The sequence below is a fragment of the Acidithiobacillus sp. TH-A35 genome (assembly GCF_057473505.1).
The window spans coordinates 1-15,966 of sequence record NZ_JBYCKR010000248.1; the positions used below are offsets into that span (position 1 = coordinate 1).

General features: G+C 58.4%; 19 protein-coding genes. 2 read left to right on the forward strand and 17 right to left on the reverse strand.

The genetic code is table 11. From position 1 onward, the window contains the following. Positions 1-49: 49 nt before the first annotated feature. Genes pdxA through AC2VNK_RS08270 form a run of 8 tightly spaced genes read right to left on the reverse strand, consistent with a single transcriptional unit; the run spans position 50 to position 5,278 of the window. Positions 50-1,051: a 4-hydroxythreonine-4-phosphate dehydrogenase PdxA gene (gene pdxA / locus AC2VNK_RS08235; RefSeq protein WP_291523761.1), complete on the reverse strand. Its 1,002-nt coding sequence runs from the start codon at positions 1,049-1,051 to the stop codon at positions 50-52. Continuing rightward, on the reverse strand, positions 1,048-1,311 hold the full coding sequence (locus AC2VNK_RS08240; RefSeq protein WP_486883432.1) for a S4 domain-containing protein: 264 nt from the start codon (positions 1,309-1,311) through the stop codon (positions 1,048-1,050). The genes pdxA and AC2VNK_RS08240 overlap by 4 nt, the downstream gene beginning before the upstream one ends. A gap of 2 nt (positions 1,312-1,313) precedes the next feature. Further along, the gene (locus AC2VNK_RS08245; protein ID WP_291523757.1) at positions 1,314-2,234 is read right to left on the reverse strand and encodes an ABC transporter ATP-binding protein; all 921 of its coding nucleotides are present in this window, start codon (positions 2,232-2,234) and stop codon (positions 1,314-1,316) included. Continuing rightward, complete coding sequence (locus tag AC2VNK_RS08250; RefSeq protein ID WP_291523755.1) at positions 2,227-2,514, reverse strand: STAS domain-containing protein; 288 nt, start codon at positions 2,512-2,514, stop codon at positions 2,227-2,229. The genes AC2VNK_RS08245 and AC2VNK_RS08250 overlap by 8 nt, the downstream gene beginning before the upstream one ends. Positions 2,515-2,540: 26 nt before the next feature. Beyond that, complete coding sequence (locus AC2VNK_RS08255; RefSeq protein ID WP_291523753.1) at positions 2,541-3,179, reverse strand: MlaC/ttg2D family ABC transporter substrate-binding protein; 639 nt, start codon at positions 3,177-3,179, stop codon at positions 2,541-2,543. A gap of 12 nt (positions 3,180-3,191) precedes the next feature. After that, a complete protein-coding gene (gene mlaD / locus AC2VNK_RS08260; RefSeq protein ID WP_291523751.1) occupies positions 3,192-3,653 on the reverse strand; it encodes an outer membrane lipid asymmetry maintenance protein MlaD in 462 nt (153 codons plus the stop codon). A gap of 14 nt (positions 3,654-3,667) precedes the next feature. Further along, positions 3,668-4,450 carry a lipid asymmetry maintenance ABC transporter permease subunit MlaE gene (gene mlaE, locus AC2VNK_RS08265; RefSeq protein WP_291523749.1) on the reverse strand — a complete coding sequence of 261 codons (783 nt, stop codon included), beginning with the start codon at positions 4,448-4,450 and terminating at the stop codon, positions 3,668-3,670. 3 nt (positions 4,451-4,453) lie between these two features. Beyond that, positions 4,454-5,278 (reverse strand): ABC transporter ATP-binding protein, encoded by an 825-nt coding sequence (locus tag AC2VNK_RS08270; protein WP_291523747.1) that lies wholly within the window; start codon positions 5,276-5,278, stop codon positions 4,454-4,456. 310 nt (positions 5,279-5,588) lie between these two features. On the opposite strand from AC2VNK_RS08270, the gene speD reads away from it, so the two are divergent. Together speD and speE are read left to right on the forward strand one after the other, a co-directional pair. Then, positions 5,589-5,990 (forward strand): adenosylmethionine decarboxylase, encoded by a 402-nt coding sequence (speD, locus tag AC2VNK_RS08275; RefSeq protein ID WP_064218871.1) that lies wholly within the window; start codon positions 5,589-5,591, stop codon positions 5,988-5,990. Positions 5,991-6,109: 119 nt separating this feature from the next. Beyond that, complete coding sequence (speE, locus tag AC2VNK_RS08280; RefSeq protein WP_291523743.1) at positions 6,110-6,946, forward strand: polyamine aminopropyltransferase; 837 nt, start codon at positions 6,110-6,112, stop codon at positions 6,944-6,946. A gap of 15 nt (positions 6,947-6,961) precedes the next feature. Here the strand turns inward: speE and AC2VNK_RS08285 are convergent, their stop codons facing one another. From AC2VNK_RS08285 to ptsP, 9 genes are all read right to left on the reverse strand, one after another. Continuing rightward, positions 6,962-7,567 (reverse strand): histidine phosphatase family protein, encoded by a 606-nt coding sequence (locus AC2VNK_RS08285; RefSeq protein WP_486883433.1) that lies wholly within the window; start codon positions 7,565-7,567, stop codon positions 6,962-6,964. A 131-nt stretch (positions 7,568-7,698) separates the two neighbouring features. Next, positions 7,699-9,078 (reverse strand): sigma 54-interacting transcriptional regulator, encoded by a 1,380-nt coding sequence (locus AC2VNK_RS08290; RefSeq protein WP_486883434.1) that lies wholly within the window; start codon positions 9,076-9,078, stop codon positions 7,699-7,701. 6 nt (positions 9,079-9,084) lie between these two features. Further along, entirely contained in the window at positions 9,085-9,396 is a 312-nt protein-coding gene (locus AC2VNK_RS08295; RefSeq protein ID WP_291520580.1) for a hypothetical protein, read from the reverse strand. After that, a complete protein-coding gene (locus AC2VNK_RS08300; RefSeq protein WP_291520578.1) occupies positions 9,386-10,900 on the reverse strand; it encodes a HAMP domain-containing sensor histidine kinase in 1,515 nt (504 codons plus the stop codon). Before AC2VNK_RS08300 ends, AC2VNK_RS08295 begins: the two co-directional genes overlap by 11 nt. Before the next feature lie 229 nt (positions 10,901-11,129). Then, positions 11,130-11,393, reverse strand: coding sequence for a hypothetical protein (locus AC2VNK_RS08305; protein WP_486883435.1), 264 nt, complete (start codon positions 11,391-11,393; stop codon positions 11,130-11,132). Positions 11,394-11,888: 495 nt separating this feature from the next. Then, complete coding sequence (locus AC2VNK_RS08310; RefSeq protein ID WP_291520575.1) at positions 11,889-12,161, reverse strand: oxidative damage protection protein; 273 nt, start codon at positions 12,159-12,161, stop codon at positions 11,889-11,891. 131 nt (positions 12,162-12,292) lie between these two features. Then, positions 12,293-13,402 (reverse strand): A/G-specific adenine glycosylase, encoded by a 1,110-nt coding sequence (mutY, locus tag AC2VNK_RS08315; protein WP_291520573.1) that lies wholly within the window; start codon positions 13,400-13,402, stop codon positions 12,293-12,295. After that, entirely contained in the window at positions 13,399-14,556 is a 1,158-nt protein-coding gene (locus tag AC2VNK_RS08320; RefSeq protein WP_486883436.1) for an AsmA family protein, read from the reverse strand. The genes mutY and AC2VNK_RS08320 overlap by 4 nt, the downstream gene beginning before the upstream one ends. 112 nt (positions 14,557-14,668) lie before the next feature. Next, a partial coding sequence (gene ptsP / locus AC2VNK_RS08325; protein ID WP_486883437.1) for a phosphoenolpyruvate--protein phosphotransferase occupies positions 14,669-15,966 on the reverse strand: 1,298 nt, incomplete at its 5' end.

The following is a 15,966-nucleotide window of genomic DNA, read 5'->3' on the forward strand; positions in this document are numbered from 1 at the left end:
AAGGACGCAACCGCATTTTTTGAGTATGCAGACCGACCTGCGGCAGGCATCAGCAGCCTGCGAGGCGCCGGTTACGGACGATTTCCGCAGCAGTATCCAATGCCCGAAGCAGGCTGCCTCCTTCTGCCCGGCCGGTGCCCGCCACGTCCAGCGCCGTGCCATGGTCCACACTGGTGCGCACGATGGGCAAACCCAAAGTAATATTTACCGCCTCACCAAAGGCATGGTACTTCAGCACCGGCAGCCCCTGGTCGTGATACATCGCCAGCACCGCATCGGCATCTTCCAGCAGGCGAGGGGTAAACAGGGTGTCGGCCGGCCACGGACCGCTGACCCGCAGCCCCTCTCCCTGCAAGGCTGCTATCACTGGCGCGATGATATCCTGTTCCTCATGCCCCAGGTGCCCGCCCTCCCCGGCATGGGGATTCAGACCAGCGACCAGAATACGGGGTGCCGAAAGGGCGAAGTCTTCGCGCATGGCCCGGTGCAGGATGCGCAGCGTACCCTCCAACCCTTCCGGGGTAATGGCTGCCGCCACTTGGGCTAAAGGCAGATGAGTCGTCGCCAGCGCTACCCGCAGGCCGCGACCAGCCAGCAGCATGACCACCTCCGGACTGCCACAGGCTTCCGCGAGATATTCTGTATGCCCAGTAAAGGGAATCCCCGCGTCGTTGATGATGCCCTTGTGCACCGGAGCCGTTACCAGCGCATCCGCAGCGCCTGCCCGTAACAGGTGCATCGCTTTATCCAGGGTAGCCAGTACCGCCGGTGCATTAGCCACATCCAGACGGCCGGGGCGACAAGGCTGAGCCAGGGGCACGTCCAGCACGTACAACACACCGTTTCCCGGCGCTGGCCAGGGATTGCCCTCCTGCCAGGGCTCCAGTCGCAGCGATAAACCCAGAGTCAGGGCGCGGCTGCGCAGACAGTGCAGGTCGCCAATGAGCAGGACCCCGGAGGGCAAGGCGTGGCTGGCCAATTGCAGGCAAATATCCGGGCCGATGCCTGCGGGTTCTCCCACCGTCAGCAACAAACGTGGCTCTGTGATCATTCCCCAGCCTCCTCGGGCAGCACTTCCACCACCCCTTCCGGTCCTTCAATCCGCTGCGGAATACGCAAGACCCGCACCCGCATCAGTCGATCGCGAATATCGATGGTCAGCGCGTCACCCACCTGCACCAGCGCCCCCGCCTTAGCCAACCGACCATTGATCTGCACACACCCGGCATCACAGATTTCTTTGGCCAGGCTGCGGCGCTTGATCAGGCGTGACGTCTTGAGAAAAAGATCAAGACGCAAGTGGTCCGCCAAGCTTAACGCCCTTGTCCGAGGATGTCCGTAAAGGCATCTTCCAGGCGCGGCTCCTGCAGGTGCAAATCGAGGATCTGGGCGGGCAGTGCTTGCAACTGTGCCAGGATGTTCCCCAACGGGTTTCTCTGCGCATCGATCCTGAGTACCCGGGTATTTTCTGCGGCACCCGTCACCAGTTCCGCCAATTCAGGAGGAAGCGTCCCTGGATCGCCATCGAAGGTCACCGTCAGCACCCGCCAACTGGAAGCACGCAGCAATTCATCCTTGCTGTCCAAAGCAACGATTCGCCCCTGCTGGAGAATGGCGATCCGCTGACAGAGTTCCTCGGCCTCTTCCAGATAATGGGTGGTGAGAATGACCGTATGGCCCTCTTCATTGTAGCGCCGCATAAAACGCCAGAGGCCCTGACGTAGTTCCACATCCACTCCAGCGGTCGGCTCATCCAGCACCACCACCGGGGGCCTGTGCACCAAAGCCTGGGCGATAAGCACCCGCCGCTTCATGCCGCCGGATAAAGCGCGCAAATTGGCATTGGCCTTGTCCGTCAGATCCAGCTCCGCCATCAGCTCATCAAGCCAGTCATCATTATGACGCAGGCCAAAATAGCCGGATTGCATGCGCAGAAACTCCCGCACGGTAAAAAAGGGGTCATAAGCCAACTCCTGGGGCACGACCCCCAGCAACTGACGACTCCGGCGAAAATCCCGCTCCACATCAAAGCCGAAGATTTCTGCCACCCCGCTCGAACGGCGCACAGTCCCGGCCAGGATATTGATCAGCGAAGATTTCCCCGCTCCATTGGGACCCAGCAGACCAAAAAACTCTCCGGCATGCACATCCAGATCTACGCCAGCCAAGGCCAGATGGCCGCTGCCATAGGCTTTGCGCAACCCGGCGATGTGAATGGCCAAGGAATCAGTCATGGCACAGCGGCAAAATATCCTGCAGACGATACAAACTCGCCAATTCTTGCAGCTTGGAAGACGCCCCATGAATACGTAGCGCAGTTCCACGCTGCCTGGCCTGCTGTACCCACTCCATCAACACGGCAAGCGTCGCGCTATCCGCAGCTTCTAGCTCCACGACGGAAATTTCTGCGCAATCCTGTCCATCTTTCGCCCATGCAAAGGACCGCAGCACCTTATCCAGTGGTGCCACCCGCCAGTCCCCTTGCAGAAACAGCCAAGGAGCACCGTCAATCATCCGTCGCTCCCAGGAGGTCGCTGCGCTCAAGCGGCCGCCGCCGTTTTGCCTGGCGCGCTGCCCATGCCATCCTTGGCCTTCATATCCTGGAGCAGAGCGGGAATTCCGCGGCTCGCGACGATCTGGCCAAAGCTCTGTCGGTAATTCAGCACCATGCTGACCCCGTCAATATAGGTGTTGTAAATCCGCCAGGAGTTGTTGGTGTAAAGCAGGGCATAAATCACCGGAACATCTGGACCACCACCGTTCTGACGAATAACCATGTTCACTTGTGCCACTGGCGGATTCTGGGAGATCTGCTGGCTGCCCGTGATTTTCACCGTCTGTCCGTGATAATGATTGAGTGAATTACTGTAGGTACGCACTAGCAAATCTTTGAACAGCACCACAAACTCCTGCTGCTGGGCCGCGTCCATCTGCCGCCAGTACCGTGCCATCACGTATTGCGACATGGTGGTGAAATCCATGTGCGGCAAGACAATATCCGCTACCTCTTTCTTCACGGCTGGCGTGATCGGCTTGCCGTCATTGGAGCGCAGCACCTTGAGTACACTATTGGTAAGCTGCTGAACCACCGCTACCGCCCCCTGGGTGTCTTCTGCCGCGGCAGGTAACGTCCAGACCAGCATAAAAAACGCCACCGAAATCAAAGAAATTTGACGCATACCGAATCCTCCCTATTTGCTACCCGAGGCCTTATCGAAGACCATCTGGCCGATTAGCTGATCAATATTGACCGCGCTTTGCGTCATGGTAATGGTACCGCCCGGCTTCAGATCCTGCGGCATTCCACCCGGCTGAACGGCCACATATTGCTCGCCCAGCAACCCCTCGGTGTAAATGGACGCACCCGTATCCGTCGGCAATTTCACCTTCGGTTCGATACGCATGGTCACATTCGCCATGAAGGTCTTGGGGTCCATGCCAATGTGGGTCACCTCACCGATCGTGACTCCACCCAGTCTGACCGGGCTGCGCACCTTGAGACTGCCCACATTGGTAAAATCCGCATGCAGTACGTAACCGTCGTTGTAGGCAAAGCCGGAGAGGTTCCCTACGCGCAGTGCCAGCACCACCAAAGCAGCGATGCCGAGGAGCACAAAGATGCCCACCCACCAGTCTATCGCCCGTTTTTCCATGCGCCGTCTACCCCTTAGGTGAACAAGAAAGCCGTGAGAATGAAATCGAGACCCAGCACCGCCAGCGATGCCGTCACCACGCTGCGCGTCGTGGCGTTACCCACGCCTTCCGCAGTCGGCTGTGCCGCGTAACCCTGCCAGGCGGCGATCCAGGTCACCACCAGCCCAAAGCAAAGGGCTTTGAACAGACCAGTCAGGATATCACCGGAAAACGTCACATTGGACTGCATCTGCGCCCAAAAAGTGCCGCCATCCACGCCCAGAACCGGCACCGAGATGAGGTATCCGCCAAAGATGCCGACCAGATCAAAAATAGCGCAGAGTATAGGCACGACGATGATCCCCGCCCAGAGGCGGGGCGCCACGACCCAGGCAAATGGGTTGACCGCCATCATTTCCATGGCGTTTAACTGCTCCGTCGCCTTCATGGAACTGATTTCGGCGGTCAGCGCCGATCCAGCCCGCCCGGCGAAAAGCAGCGCCGTCAGCACCGGCCCCAGCTCGCGCAGGAGCGACAGGGCGACCAGGGTGCCCAGTGCCGAAGTGGCGCCAAAGCGCACCAGCGCGTAATACCCCTGAAAACCCAGCACCATACCCGTGAAGAAAGCGGCGACTATCATCAGGAGCAGCGACCGCACCCCAAAGCCATACACCTGCTTGAGCAGTTGTTGAATGCTGAAATGGCGGTTGATCACCGCCACCAAACTCCGCAGCAGAAAACGGGCCGCGGCCCCCAGGTTGGGGATCGTCAGCAATACCTGCCGCCCCAGGTTCGGCACAAAGTCCAGAAAGGCCATGGCCTAAATCACCTCACCCGCAGCCGCCGAACCCGTCAAAGCCGTGACGTAATTATCTCTCGCTGGGTAATGAAAGGGCACCGGCCCATCCGGCTGCCCACTGAGAAACTGCCTGGCCAGTTCTGAATCACTGGCCCGCAAGGCTTCTGGCGAACCTTCCGCAATGATTTTGCCGCCCGCGAGGATATAACCATAATCCGCGATAGAAAAAGTCTCCTGCACATCGTGACTGACGAGAATACTGGTCGCGCCCAAGGCATCATTGAGGCGGCGGATCAGAGTCGCGATAATTCCCACACTGATGGGGTCCAAGCCGGTGAAAGGCTCATCGTAAAAAATCAGCATCGGATCCATCACCACCGCACGGGCCAGCGCCACCCGCCGAGCCATGCCGCCGGAGAGCTCGGCGGGCATCAATCCAGCCGCACCCCGCAATCCCACCGCCTCCAGCTTCATCAATACCAGCTTACGCAAGATACTCTCGTTCAGCCGAAAATGGCGGCGCAGAGGAAAAGCAACATTCTCAAAGGCGCTAAAATCGGTAAACAGGGCGCTGTGCTGAAAAAGCATGCCCATGCGGCGGCGCAAACGATACAGGTCCTCAAAATCCAGCGCGTGCAGATCCTGCCCTGCCACCCGTATGCGGCCGGACTGTGGTGCCAGTGTGCCGGCCATCAGATTCAGCATGGTCGTCTTGCCGCCACCGCTCGCACCCATGAGGGAGACGATAGCCCCATGGGGAATACGCATATCCACCCCCGCCAAGACCGGGTGCGGTCCCCGGGAAAAGTGCACGTTTTCCAGTTCGACAAGGGCCTCAGCGGCCATGGGCACTCTCTGCTTTTGCAATCATGGCGCACAGTATAAACCGAACGGTCAGCATGGGGCCAGAACGCCGCGCAGAAACGATGAAAATCATACCTCGTTACCTGCTAAAAACCCTTGCATCCTCAGCGCATAAGTGTATAGTTCGTCGTCTGTTTCCACGGCACCGAAAGCAGTTACTAAGGGGGTCAGTCCTTAAGAGACTTGGAGCAAGGCATCGTTCCAGCAAGGTAGGGCATAAAACCAAGTACTGTCTGGGGGTGCACGGGAGCTACTTCTTAACCGTTTATTAACTTTGGTAAGGGGGGCACCTATGCGCTCATTGGGACATCAAATCGTCGCAGATTTTTACCATTGTGACGGCAGTACCTTGTCTGATGTTGATTATGTTACAGATGCCATGCTCGAGGCCGCCCGGCGTGCCAATTGCACCATCGTGACGCAAACTTTTCACCACTTCTCGCCCTACGGGGTGAGCGGCGCAGTCATCGTCGCCGAGTCGCATCTGGCCATTCACACCTGGCCGGAATATGGTTACGCAGCGGTGGATATTTTCACCTGCGGCGATATCATCCAGCCCGAGGATGCCTTGAATTATCTCAAGGAAGCCTTTGGCGCCGGGCAAGTCTCCACCATGGAGATGAAGCGCGGGCAAGTGGATATGATGGGCGTTCCTGCCCATGAGTTGCGCGTCAAGCCGGTTCTCTGCGCTTGAAATGACTCACAGCGGTAACGGGCGGACCTGGGTAACCGGTCTGCCCTTTTCTTTTGCGCGTTTCTTCCGCAAAATCCCCCGCGAGCACCCCACCATCCCCAGCGTCGAGAGAGGCGGTTATGAGCACAGAACTGTGGTACACCGAGCGCTATGAAGAGCACAGCGCAGCATTGAGCCTGAAAATCCGCGAAGTGCTGCATCGCGAGCAGAGCCCTTATCAGACCATTGAAATCTTCGAAACCGAGCAGTTCGGCACCCTCATGACGCTAGACGGATTGGTGATGGTCACCGACCGCGACAACTTTCTCTATCACGAAATGATGAGCCATCCGGCCCTCTTTACCCACCCGGGGCCCAAACGGGTACTGATCATCGGTGGTGGTGACTGCGGCACCCTGCGCGAGGTACTGCGCCATCGAGAAGTGGAAGAAGCCGTGCAGGTTGAACTGGATGAGCGGGTCACCCGCGTTGCCGAGCGTTTCTTCCCGGAACTCTGTGAGAAAAATAATGACCCCCGCGCCCATTTTCACTTTACGGATGGCATCACTTGGGTCAAAGAGGCGGAGGCGGGACGCTATGATGTGATCATCGTCGACTCCACCGACCCAGTCGGACCGGCGGCAGGGCTTTTCGCCACGGACTTTTACGCGGCTTGTCACCATGCACTGGCAGATCAGGGCGTGCTGGTAGCTCAGTCTGAATCTCCCCTGTTACATGCCGACCTGATCCGTCAGTGCCAGCGGCGCATGACGGAAGCGGGCTTTGACGCAGTGAACAGCGTGTACTTCCCGCAATTCTGCTATCCCTCCGGCTGGTGGAGCGGGACACTGGGACGCAAGGGCCTGGCCATGGATGCTTTCCGTGCTGATGATGCTCAGGCCTTTACCGGCACTCATTACTACCACGCAGGGATGCAGCAGGCCGCACAAGTCGCCCCAGCCTTTCTGCTGTCCTGAACAGCCACTTCAGAGTCAGCCAGCGCGCGGTCCGACAACCGGGCGCTGCGGACAGTAATTCCACAGACGCAGGGCGGGGACTTCATGCTCCCAACCCAGGCAGGAAATACTGCCCGGATCCAGGTGCAGATGATCACCAAAACGCAGATCCAACCCCAGCCAACGAGTAGCCAGCGCCCGCAAAATGTGGCCATGGGCAAAACACAGCACATGACGGTGGCCCTTCGCATCCCATTCCTTGAGCAGCTTATCGCAACGACCACTGACGGCTTCCGGGCTTTCCCCCCCCGGCCCGCCGCAACGGAAGACGCTCCATTCCGGATCTTCCTGGCGAATTTCGGCGGTCGTCATGCCCTCGTAGCGACCATAGCGCCACTCACAGAGTCCCCGATGCAATTCCGGATCGCTGAAACCCGCAAGAATGGCAGTATGATGGGCGCGCAGCATAGGGCTGGAGTAAATACCATCAAAATGCCCCTGTTCCACAAAGGAATTCCAGAGCGCTTGCGCGTCTGCGCGACCCTCCGCCGTCAACGCCACATCGGTCACCGAGGTATGTTTGCCGCGATCTGCCCACGCCGTCGTGCCGTGCCGCACCAGGGTGATGGATTCTATATTCATGCGGAGCCTCCAGAAGGTGATGCACGTCCTTCTTAACTATACGGCCCCGACCATCCGCCTGAACCTGCGGTTTTTCCGATGGCTATGGCCCAAAAGCTGATCGCTCATTCTTCAGCGCATCGTGCTATTCACTATACTTCCGCTTCGTCTTCATCGCTACCCGTTTCTTTGAAGGCAGCAGGGTCCAGGTGGTAACGACGCAGCAGGCGATAAAACTCCGTCCGGTTACGCTGCGCCAATTGTGCAGCCTGACTCACGTTGCCCCGGGTCATGCGCATAATCTGGATCAGATAATTCATCTCGAAACGGCCTTTGGCGTCAGCCAGGGGCATGACTTCACCCTCTTTGTCGCGCAGGGCGTGACGGATGAGGGGCGCACCGATTCGCGGGGTAGTAGACAGCACCACCGCCTGTTCAATGACGTTGGCCAGTTGCCGGACGTTACCTGGCCACGGCGCCCCCACCAGCAGTTCCATGGCCTCCGGCGCGATACCGCGGACATCCTTGCGATTCTTGGCCGCTGTATCGCGTAAAAAAAACTCGGCCAGCAGCGGGATATCCTCGGGACGCTCAGCCAGGGCAGGCAACTCCAGAGTCACCACGCAAAGGCGATAGTAGAGATCATCCCGGAAACGCCGGGCAGCCATCTCCTGCTCCAAATCCCGGTGACTGGCGGAGATGATCCGCACATCCACGGCGATGCTCTCGGTGGAGCCGACAGGGCGGATCACTCGCTCCTGCAAGGCACGCAACAGTTTGACCTGTAAGGAGAGGGGCATATCGCCAATCTCATCCAGAAACAGCGTGCCGCCCTCAGCGGCCTGAAACAACCCCTGATGACTATTGGCCGCCCCGGTGAAGGCGCCTTTTTTGTGCCCGAAAAGTTCCGACTCCAGGAGTTGCTCGGGAAAGGCCGCGCAGTTAAGCGCAATAAAGGCGTGATTGCGGCGTGGGCTCGCCTGATGGATGGCCTGGGCCAGCAGTTCCTTACCGGTACCACTGGCACCATGAATGAAGACACTGGCATCAGAAGCAGCCACCAGACGCGCCTGATCCAGCACCGTCTGCATTTTGGGACTGCGGGTCAGGATACGGTCCCAACTGGAATCCCTGCCCTTCTTGCCCGAACCCGGCAGAACCGCCGCTGTCAGGTTGAAGGCCCGCTCCACCTGCGCCATCAGATCCTTGCCATCAAAGGGCTTGGTGAGAAAGGCAAAGACGCCCTGATCCGCCGCCAGCAAAGCATCGGGAATGGAACCATGGGCAGTAAGAATAATGACGGGCAAGGTCGGGTAGTCGCGGCGAATGGCGTCCAGCAGCGCCATGCCGTCCATCTCGTCCATCTTGAGATCGGTGATGACCAAAGACGGATGCTCCATCGCCAGCACCGACAGTGCCTCGTTACCACTGGCAGCGGTACTGACGGCATAGCCGGCCGTCTTCATGCGCAGGGACAACAGACGCAGGAGATCAGCGTCATCATCTACCAGTAAAATTCTGCCCTTTTCCATTTCGGTTTAGTGCCCCTGGGGTAAGCGCGCGTTTTTCTCGATCTGTACCAGCTCATTGAGTTTCTTGCGCAAATCCATCTCGCGTTGCTGAGACTGCAGGAGGCGGTTCTGCAGGTCATTGACCCGAGCCTCCAACTTTTGGTAGCCGGGATCGCCAGCCCGGGCATCGGCAAGCTGCTTGGTCAGGCTGGCGGCCTCCGCTTTTTCGGAAACACAACTTGCGGTGACCGGAGCGACTGTTTCCAACGTGCCAATACGGGCCTGTAAGGCCGCCAACTTGCTGGACTGTATAACCTGTTCGCCGGGCTTAAGAATCACTGTATTTGATGGTAGTAGAGGCAACGGCGTGGTCGCGCAACCCGCCAGAGTCAACATGGCGAGCGTGGGGAGCAGTACGATCTGTGATCGGCAGGCGCAACCGGAAGCAGGCCCCTGGCGTTTCTTTATCCAGCAATTCAAGACTTCCCCCATAACTCAATACATACTCTCTGGCGATGGCCAGTCCCAACCCGCTGCCCTCGATCTTCCCCGCATCCGAGGCCTCGCCCCGGTAGAGAATATCGAAAATCTTTTCACGCTCTTCGGGCACCACACCTGGCCCCTCATCCTGAACATCAAGGACCGCTTGTTCGTCCTGTACCTGCAAATATATCCGTATCGTAGCGTTTTGCGGCGAGAATTTCACGGCATTTGACAACAAATTATCGCAAATAGTCCGCAGGCGGTCTCCATGACCACGCACATGCACATCAGCCAGATCCGTTACCAGATGCAGGGATTTGCTACGCAGGCTGGGCTTATAACTCAACAGCAGATCCTCCACCACCGCTGTCAGGGAGATGTCCTGCGCCATACCCGCACCCACTGGTCCCTCGGCCAGGCTGAAACGCAGGAGATCCTCAATCAGTCGCTGCAGACGCAGGCTGTTGTCGCGAACGATATGCACGATCTCCTGCTGCTCGTCGACACCCAACTCGTGGCCCAGATCCTCCTGGAGCAGCTCTGCGCCTTCGCGAATGGCCGTCAGCGGCGTCTTCAATTCATGGGAAAGCTGCCGCAGAAAATGCAGTTTGGCTGCTTCCAACGCATTGAGCCGGTTACGCAACCACTCCAGGCGATTGCCCAGACTGGCAATATCTCGCGGCCCCTGCACGGCGATGGGCGTTTCCAGATCACCATCACCCAGACCGGAAACCGCCTGGTCGAGACGCCGGATGGGACGGGTGATCAACACGATAAACAGGACCGCGAAGGCAACGGAGAGCGGCAACACCAGCAGCACCTCTAAAATGGTCAGACGCTTGATCGCCAGCGCTCGGGTGCCCAGCTTGGCCACCTCGGTGCTGATCCCTTCATTCACATCGCTTTGCAGACGTTGCGCCTCAGCGCTGGCGCGGCTGAAGTCACTCTCCAGTGCACCGCGATTCTCCTCCAACGACACCAACGGCAACAACTGGCGGGCACGGGCCAGATGACCGGCCAGCCGTTGAAGACGTTGTCGATCAACGAGAGACGGCCCAGCCGCAGCAAACTGGGCACTGGATTTCTTGTACTCCGTAAAACTCTGATCATAGAGCACCAGCAAAGCCTGATCCTGTAACACCGTATATTGCAGACCATAACGTTCCATGGATCGTACCGCATTATTCATCCGGTTGGCCGCATCGCTCATGGCCACCGCGCGCAAAATACTGACCTGCCCCTGCTCGGCAAAGTGGGCAATAGAAATGGTCACGCTGACAATGACCAGCACCAGCGGCACGATGGCCAAGCCAAAACCAATGACGGCCAACTTGGAAATGGAACTCGGGCGTAATGCCATAGACCAGCAAGCTCCAACGAAGAAAAAGAGTCTCAGCGTAGAATCGCGGGCTGGAAAGTGCAAGGGGAAACACCAAGCAACTAAATACAACACCTTTATCCCCAATTAAAACCGGGGGTAATCTCTGGACGCTGCAAATCGCATATATCAAAAAACCTGGGGTTTAAACCCCAGGTTTAGAAAACAGAACTCAACAGGTCACACCGCACGGGCGCAACCCGATAAACCCTTAGGCCGCAGGCTCGGCCTTCTTCTCGACAGGCTTCTTCATTTCGGACTTCTTCTCCATCACTTTGTGCTCAGGAGCCTTTTTCCCGACCTTCTTGTGCTCAATCTTCTTGTGCTCGGCTTTCTTCTCCACGGCCTTGTGCATAGGGGCTTTATGCTCCATGGTCTTTTCCGGGGCCTTTGCGGCGGCGGGGACTTCGGTGGCAAAAGCAGCAGTGGCAGTCAGGAAGGACAGGGCAGCCGTCAGGGCAACAATCTTCTTCATTGGTAAGCTCTCCTCAAAAAGTGGTTCCAGTTTCCGCGTTCGGCGGTGCCGTTTTTCGACAGCGAAGAGGTATAAGCACGAGTCGTGCCACTATTTAAATACTTGTTTTTAATTGTTATTATTTTTACCCCAGACATTGGAGAGCGTTGATGAGTCGCTTATATCCAACGTGCAGGCAGGCGGGGACCTCCGCCTGGCGTCTTTGAAAGCTGAACAGCCCTCATCTTTAACAAAAAAGTCTTCATATATACATGGTGTTAATAAACAGCGCACGGGAACAAAAGACAGAAATGCACCACCACCACCCAAGCAAAAACAGGGAAGAGGGAACAAGGAAGAGGGGCCGGTGCGTCACCTTTAGGCGACAGAACTTGGCAGTCTTGCAATAACGACGTGATCTGGCGCGCTTCGCGCCTGTCGTCCGGCAACGACGTCAGGGTCTGCACGGATTGCAGGGCACTTCGGAAAGCGCCCTATAGCATCTATTAAGGGGTCTTAGGGCGCAGGCGGTACATAGCCTTCAGGTGCCGGGGCGCCATCGCCAAAGAAATAGGCATCCATCTGTTTTTCCAGAAATGTCCGCGATTTGGGATCAATGGGAGAAAGACGGTATTCATTGATGAGCATGGTCTGATGTTTGAGCCAGCCCTGCCAGGCCTCCTTAGAGACCTCTTGATAAATTCGCGCGCCAAGGGCGCCAGGATAAGGCGGACGATCAAGACCTTCGGCCTCGTGGCCGAGTTTTACGCACTGTACCATTCGTGACATAACGGAAGTTCCTCAATGACTCTGGGATGGATAACGCTGTGTAGCTCTATATTACCTGAACTCGACGCTCAGGAATAAGCCGCACGGCATGGCTGCTTAATCTGGCGGCACACGTAGTCAGAATTCGAGTATCAGCGACCTCCGCCGAGATTCCGTAGAATCCGCCGAATGGGCGTGGGCAAACCTTGTGTCAGAGCGTCTGCGGGGCGATACCAGCGCAGAGTGGCGGCCGAATCTGCAACAGCGCTGCCCAAAACGCGCGCATGCGCACAGCGAAAACGCAACTGGAAGTGGGTAAAAACATGTTGCTGCTCATCCTCCAGCGCCATCAACTGGAGATCCAGCCGCAAACGACGCGACCATGCCTCTTGCAAAAATTGCCGTACGGCGGGGGTGTCTTCCAGCGGTTGAAGGGTATCGTTGCAAAGGATGGCAAATTCGCCGCCATCGGGCGCCGCCTGCGGTAGGCACCAGAGCCCACCCCAGATGCCGAAATCCGGCCGTTTTTCCAGCAATATCCGCCCTTCCATATCCGCGACCAGGAGAAAAAAGGCACAACGCTGCGGTTTTGGGGGCCGGTTAACCGTCACGGGCAGGGCATGACTGCGTCCTTGGGCATGGGCCATACAACGGCTAGCCAAAGGGCAATTCGGGCAGCGCGGCTGGCGTGGGGTGCAGATCATGGCACCGAGGTCTTGAATGGCCTGATTGTAGCCATGGGCATCCTCAGGAGTAAGGGCGCTGGCCAGGGTCCAGAGCCACTGCTGAGTCGCAGCAGCCTTCGGATCAGCATCTATGGCATGGCTACGGATGAGCACGCGCCGGGCATTGGCGTCGAGGATGGCCTGTCTTTGTCCGAAAGCACTGGCAAGCACCGCAGCGGCAGTACTGCGGCCCACTCCCGGCAGGGTGACGGCATCTTCGAGGGTATCGGGAAAGTGGCCGCCGAAGCCCGTGACCACCTCCTGCGCCGCGCGCTGGGCGTTGCGGGCACGGGCGTAATAACCGAGCCCACTCCACAGGGCGAGCACCTGATCCTGCGGCGCCGCTGCCAGTGCCTGCCAGTTCGGCAAGGCTTGCAGAAAGCGGGCGTAATACGGCTTGGCGCTCTCCACCTGGGTTTGCTGCAACATGATTTCTGCAAGCCAGAGGCGATAGGGATCGCGGGTCTGGCGCCACGGCAGGTCGTGGCGCCCGTGGCGGGCGTACCAGTCCAGCAGGGTTTCGGCGATGGAGATCATGGCCGCGCCTTAGCGGCTACGCTGCGAATGACCAGATCGCGAGCGCTAATTTTACCCCAAAGCAGCTTTGCGACGTGGATTTCACCAGTCACTGGCCACTGCTGCGGTACTGCGGGAAGCTGCGCCGCTTTGCCCTGTTGAAGAGCAGGCAGATAGCGACCGAGATTGAGCTGCGCCACATGCAAATTGACGTGAATAGCCAGCGGGTTCCAGGTCCCGAATATTTTGCCCGTCCAGGCGCTGTCATCCAACTCGCCCTGGGTGACAGCCCACTGGAAATGGGAGTTGTCTAACTGGACTGTGCCCGTCGATGTCAATCGTTGCAAAGCATTAGGGTCTGTCAACTTCGGCAGGGACAGCCCCCAGCGGGTGGCCAACTGTGGCAAGCGCCGGATGGCGATCTGATAGGCCAGATGACCCCGCAACGTCTTCCAGTTAAGACCCACTGTTTGGACTTGGAGTGCCAGGTCGTCCCCCACTGTCAGCGCGCCTTCCTGCACCGCAAGCTGGCTTTGCGCCATGTTCAGACGTAACGCCTGCAAGCGCAACTGTGCCGGACCTTGCCCACGCGCTTGCCAGCGGACGCGCAACGTCGGCAAGACCATGTCCTTTGCCGCGCTTTGGAGCGTCGGAATAGCCACCTGCAGCAGCGTCGGATCAAGCGTTGTACCCACTTGCAAAGAAATATTCCGCGCGAACAGTGCAGGCGCCGACCCCATCTCGGCCGCAAAATGCCAGCGTCCGCCTTTTCCCCGCCAGTGCCAGCCACCCGCCAACTGACTGGGTCCCTTCGCCAGCACCTGCCCATTCACGACTGTTAGGGACAGGGTATGTCCGGCCACACCCGGCCAGCACAGCGTACCATCGCGAATTATCACCTTACCTGGCAGGGAAAGAGCAGCGCCGCCTGCGTTAGCAGCACCTTTCCATGGCCCATTAAGCACAGGCGTATCGAGTACGATTTGCTGAAGTTGCACTTGGCCGTGCAGGAGGAAGCGCCAGTCTAACGCCACCATGAGTCGACTTGCGCTGAACTGAGGGTGGGCGGCCGAGCCGACGCGCAGACCCGGTAACGTGAACCGCAATTCTTGTTTTCCCCAATGCCATTCCGGGTTGGCGGCGAAATGCACCGGCCGCTGCAAGCGGGCAGCCAAGACCCCCTCTAAAACGTAGCGGGGACCACCCACGAACCAAAACAGCACGGCAGCCGAAACGACGAGGATCAACACGACGATAACAGACGTCGTAATCCTGCGCAGGCTCAGCCTAATTATGCCCGCCCCCCGTCAGCACCGGCCATTCTCCGGAAAGCGCGCGGGCAGCCAGCGCTTCAGCATCCGCGATAGCGGTCTGCCGGATCACCTCCTTGACCTCGGGAATAGCGCCGGGATACATGCTGAATTCACGCAACCCCAATCCCAGCAACAGCGCTGTAAAGGCCGGGTTCGCCGCCATCTCGCCGCACATCGCTACCGGGATGCCCCGTGCATGACCGGCGGTGATGGTGTATTGAATCATCGCCAATACCCCGGCATGCAGGGGGTCAAAGAGATCATTGACGTCATCATCACCGCGATCCACTGCCAGCGCGTACTGAATCAGATCGTTAGTGCCGATGGAGAAAAAATCTGCCCGCCCGGCAAAGTAGTGCGCTGCCATGGCCACGGCAGGCACTTCCACCATAATGCCCAGCGGCATATCCACATCACAGGCGTGCCCTTCGGCGCGCAATTCTGTCTGCAACTCACTGACCAGCGCCCGGGTTTGCAGTAATTGCCCCATACTGCTGAGCATGGGCAGCATCAGCCGTATCGGCCCCAATGCCGAAGCGCGAAGAATGGCGCGCAGATGCGGCCGGAACCATTCCGGACGCCGCAGACAAAGACGCAGCCCGCGCAAGCCAAGGGCCGGATTGAGCGCAGCGTGGAGCCCCGCATCGTCATCACGCAGACCCTTGTCGGCGCCGATGTCGAGAGAACGGATGGTCACTGGTGCCCCATCCATCTGCTCTACCACTCGGGCAAAGGCGTGGAATTGCTCTTCCTCATCCGGGATGTCCGGGCGATTCATGAAGAGAAACTCGCTGCGATAAAGGCCGACACCATCAGCATTCATGCGCCGCACCATATCGATATCATCTGGCAATTCAATATTAGCGCGCAGATGAATAGGCACCCCGTCTACAGTTATCGCGGGCAGATCGCGCTGCTCTTCCAACAACCGCCGACGCCGTTGCCGCTGCTCCTGCAAAGCCTGATATTGCCGCAATATCAGGTCATCCGGCGCAACCAGCAGGATACCCTGGTCCCCATCGACAATCACCACATCACCGCTACGTAGCAGGCGCGTCGCCGAGTGCGTGCCGACCACGGCCGGAAGTCCGAGACTTCTGGCCAGAATAGCAGAGTGAGAGTTCGCTGCACCAAAGTCGGTTACCCAGGCGAGCACCTTGTCTTTTTTCATCAATACCGTATCGGCTGGCGTCAACTCTTCGGCGATGATGATCTGACCCTCGGCGCTCTGCAGAACGGGGGTCTTTACACCAATCAGACGGCGCAAAACCC

What these genes read in the sequence shown, in the direction of transcription:
- pdxA (WP_291523761.1), bottom strand. Translation starts at nt 1,051, where the DNA reads ATGATCACAGAGCCACGTTTGTTGCTGACGGTGGGAGAACCCGCAGGC.
- AC2VNK_RS08245 (WP_291523757.1), bottom strand. Translation starts at nt 2,234, where the DNA reads ATGACTGATTCCTTGGCCATTCACATCGCCGGGTTGCGCAAAGCCTAT.
- AC2VNK_RS08250 (WP_291523755.1), bottom strand. Translation starts at nt 2,514, where the DNA reads ATGATTGACGGTGCTCCTTGGCTGTTTCTGCAAGGGGACTGGCGGGTG.
- AC2VNK_RS08255 (WP_291523753.1), bottom strand. Translation starts at nt 3,179, where the DNA reads ATGCGTCAAATTTCTTTGATTTCGGTGGCGTTTTTTATGCTGGTCTGG.
- mlaD (WP_291523751.1), bottom strand. Translation starts at nt 3,653, where the DNA reads ATGGAAAAACGGGCGATAGACTGGTGGGTGGGCATCTTTGTGCTCCTC.
- mlaE (WP_291523749.1), bottom strand. Translation starts at nt 4,450, where the DNA reads ATGGCCTTTCTGGACTTTGTGCCGAACCTGGGGCGGCAGGTATTGCTG.
- AC2VNK_RS08270 (WP_291523747.1), bottom strand. Translation starts at nt 5,278, where the DNA reads ATGGCCGCTGAGGCCCTTGTCGAACTGGAAAACGTGCACTTTTCCCGG.
- speD (WP_064218871.1), top strand. Translation starts at nt 5,589, where the DNA reads ATGCGCTCATTGGGACATCAAATCGTCGCAGATTTTTACCATTGTGAC.
- speE (WP_291523743.1), top strand. Translation starts at nt 6,110, where the DNA reads ATGAGCACAGAACTGTGGTACACCGAGCGCTATGAAGAGCACAGCGCA.
- AC2VNK_RS08285 (WP_486883433.1), bottom strand. Translation starts at nt 7,567, where the DNA reads ATGAATATAGAATCCATCACCCTGGTGCGGCACGGCACGACGGCGTGG.
- AC2VNK_RS08290 (WP_486883434.1), bottom strand. Translation starts at nt 9,078, where the DNA reads ATGGAAAAGGGCAGAATTTTACTGGTAGATGATGACGCTGATCTCCTG.
- AC2VNK_RS08300 (WP_291520578.1), bottom strand. Translation starts at nt 10,900, where the DNA reads ATGGCATTACGCCCGAGTTCCATTTCCAAGTTGGCCGTCATTGGTTTT.
- AC2VNK_RS08305 (WP_486883435.1), bottom strand. Translation starts at nt 11,393, where the DNA reads ATGAAGAAGATTGTTGCCCTGACGGCTGCCCTGTCCTTCCTGACTGCC.
- AC2VNK_RS08310 (WP_291520575.1), bottom strand. Translation starts at nt 12,161, where the DNA reads ATGTCACGAATGGTACAGTGCGTAAAACTCGGCCACGAGGCCGAAGGT.
- mutY (WP_291520573.1), bottom strand. Translation starts at nt 13,402, where the DNA reads ATGATCTCCATCGCCGAAACCCTGCTGGACTGGTACGCCCGCCACGGG.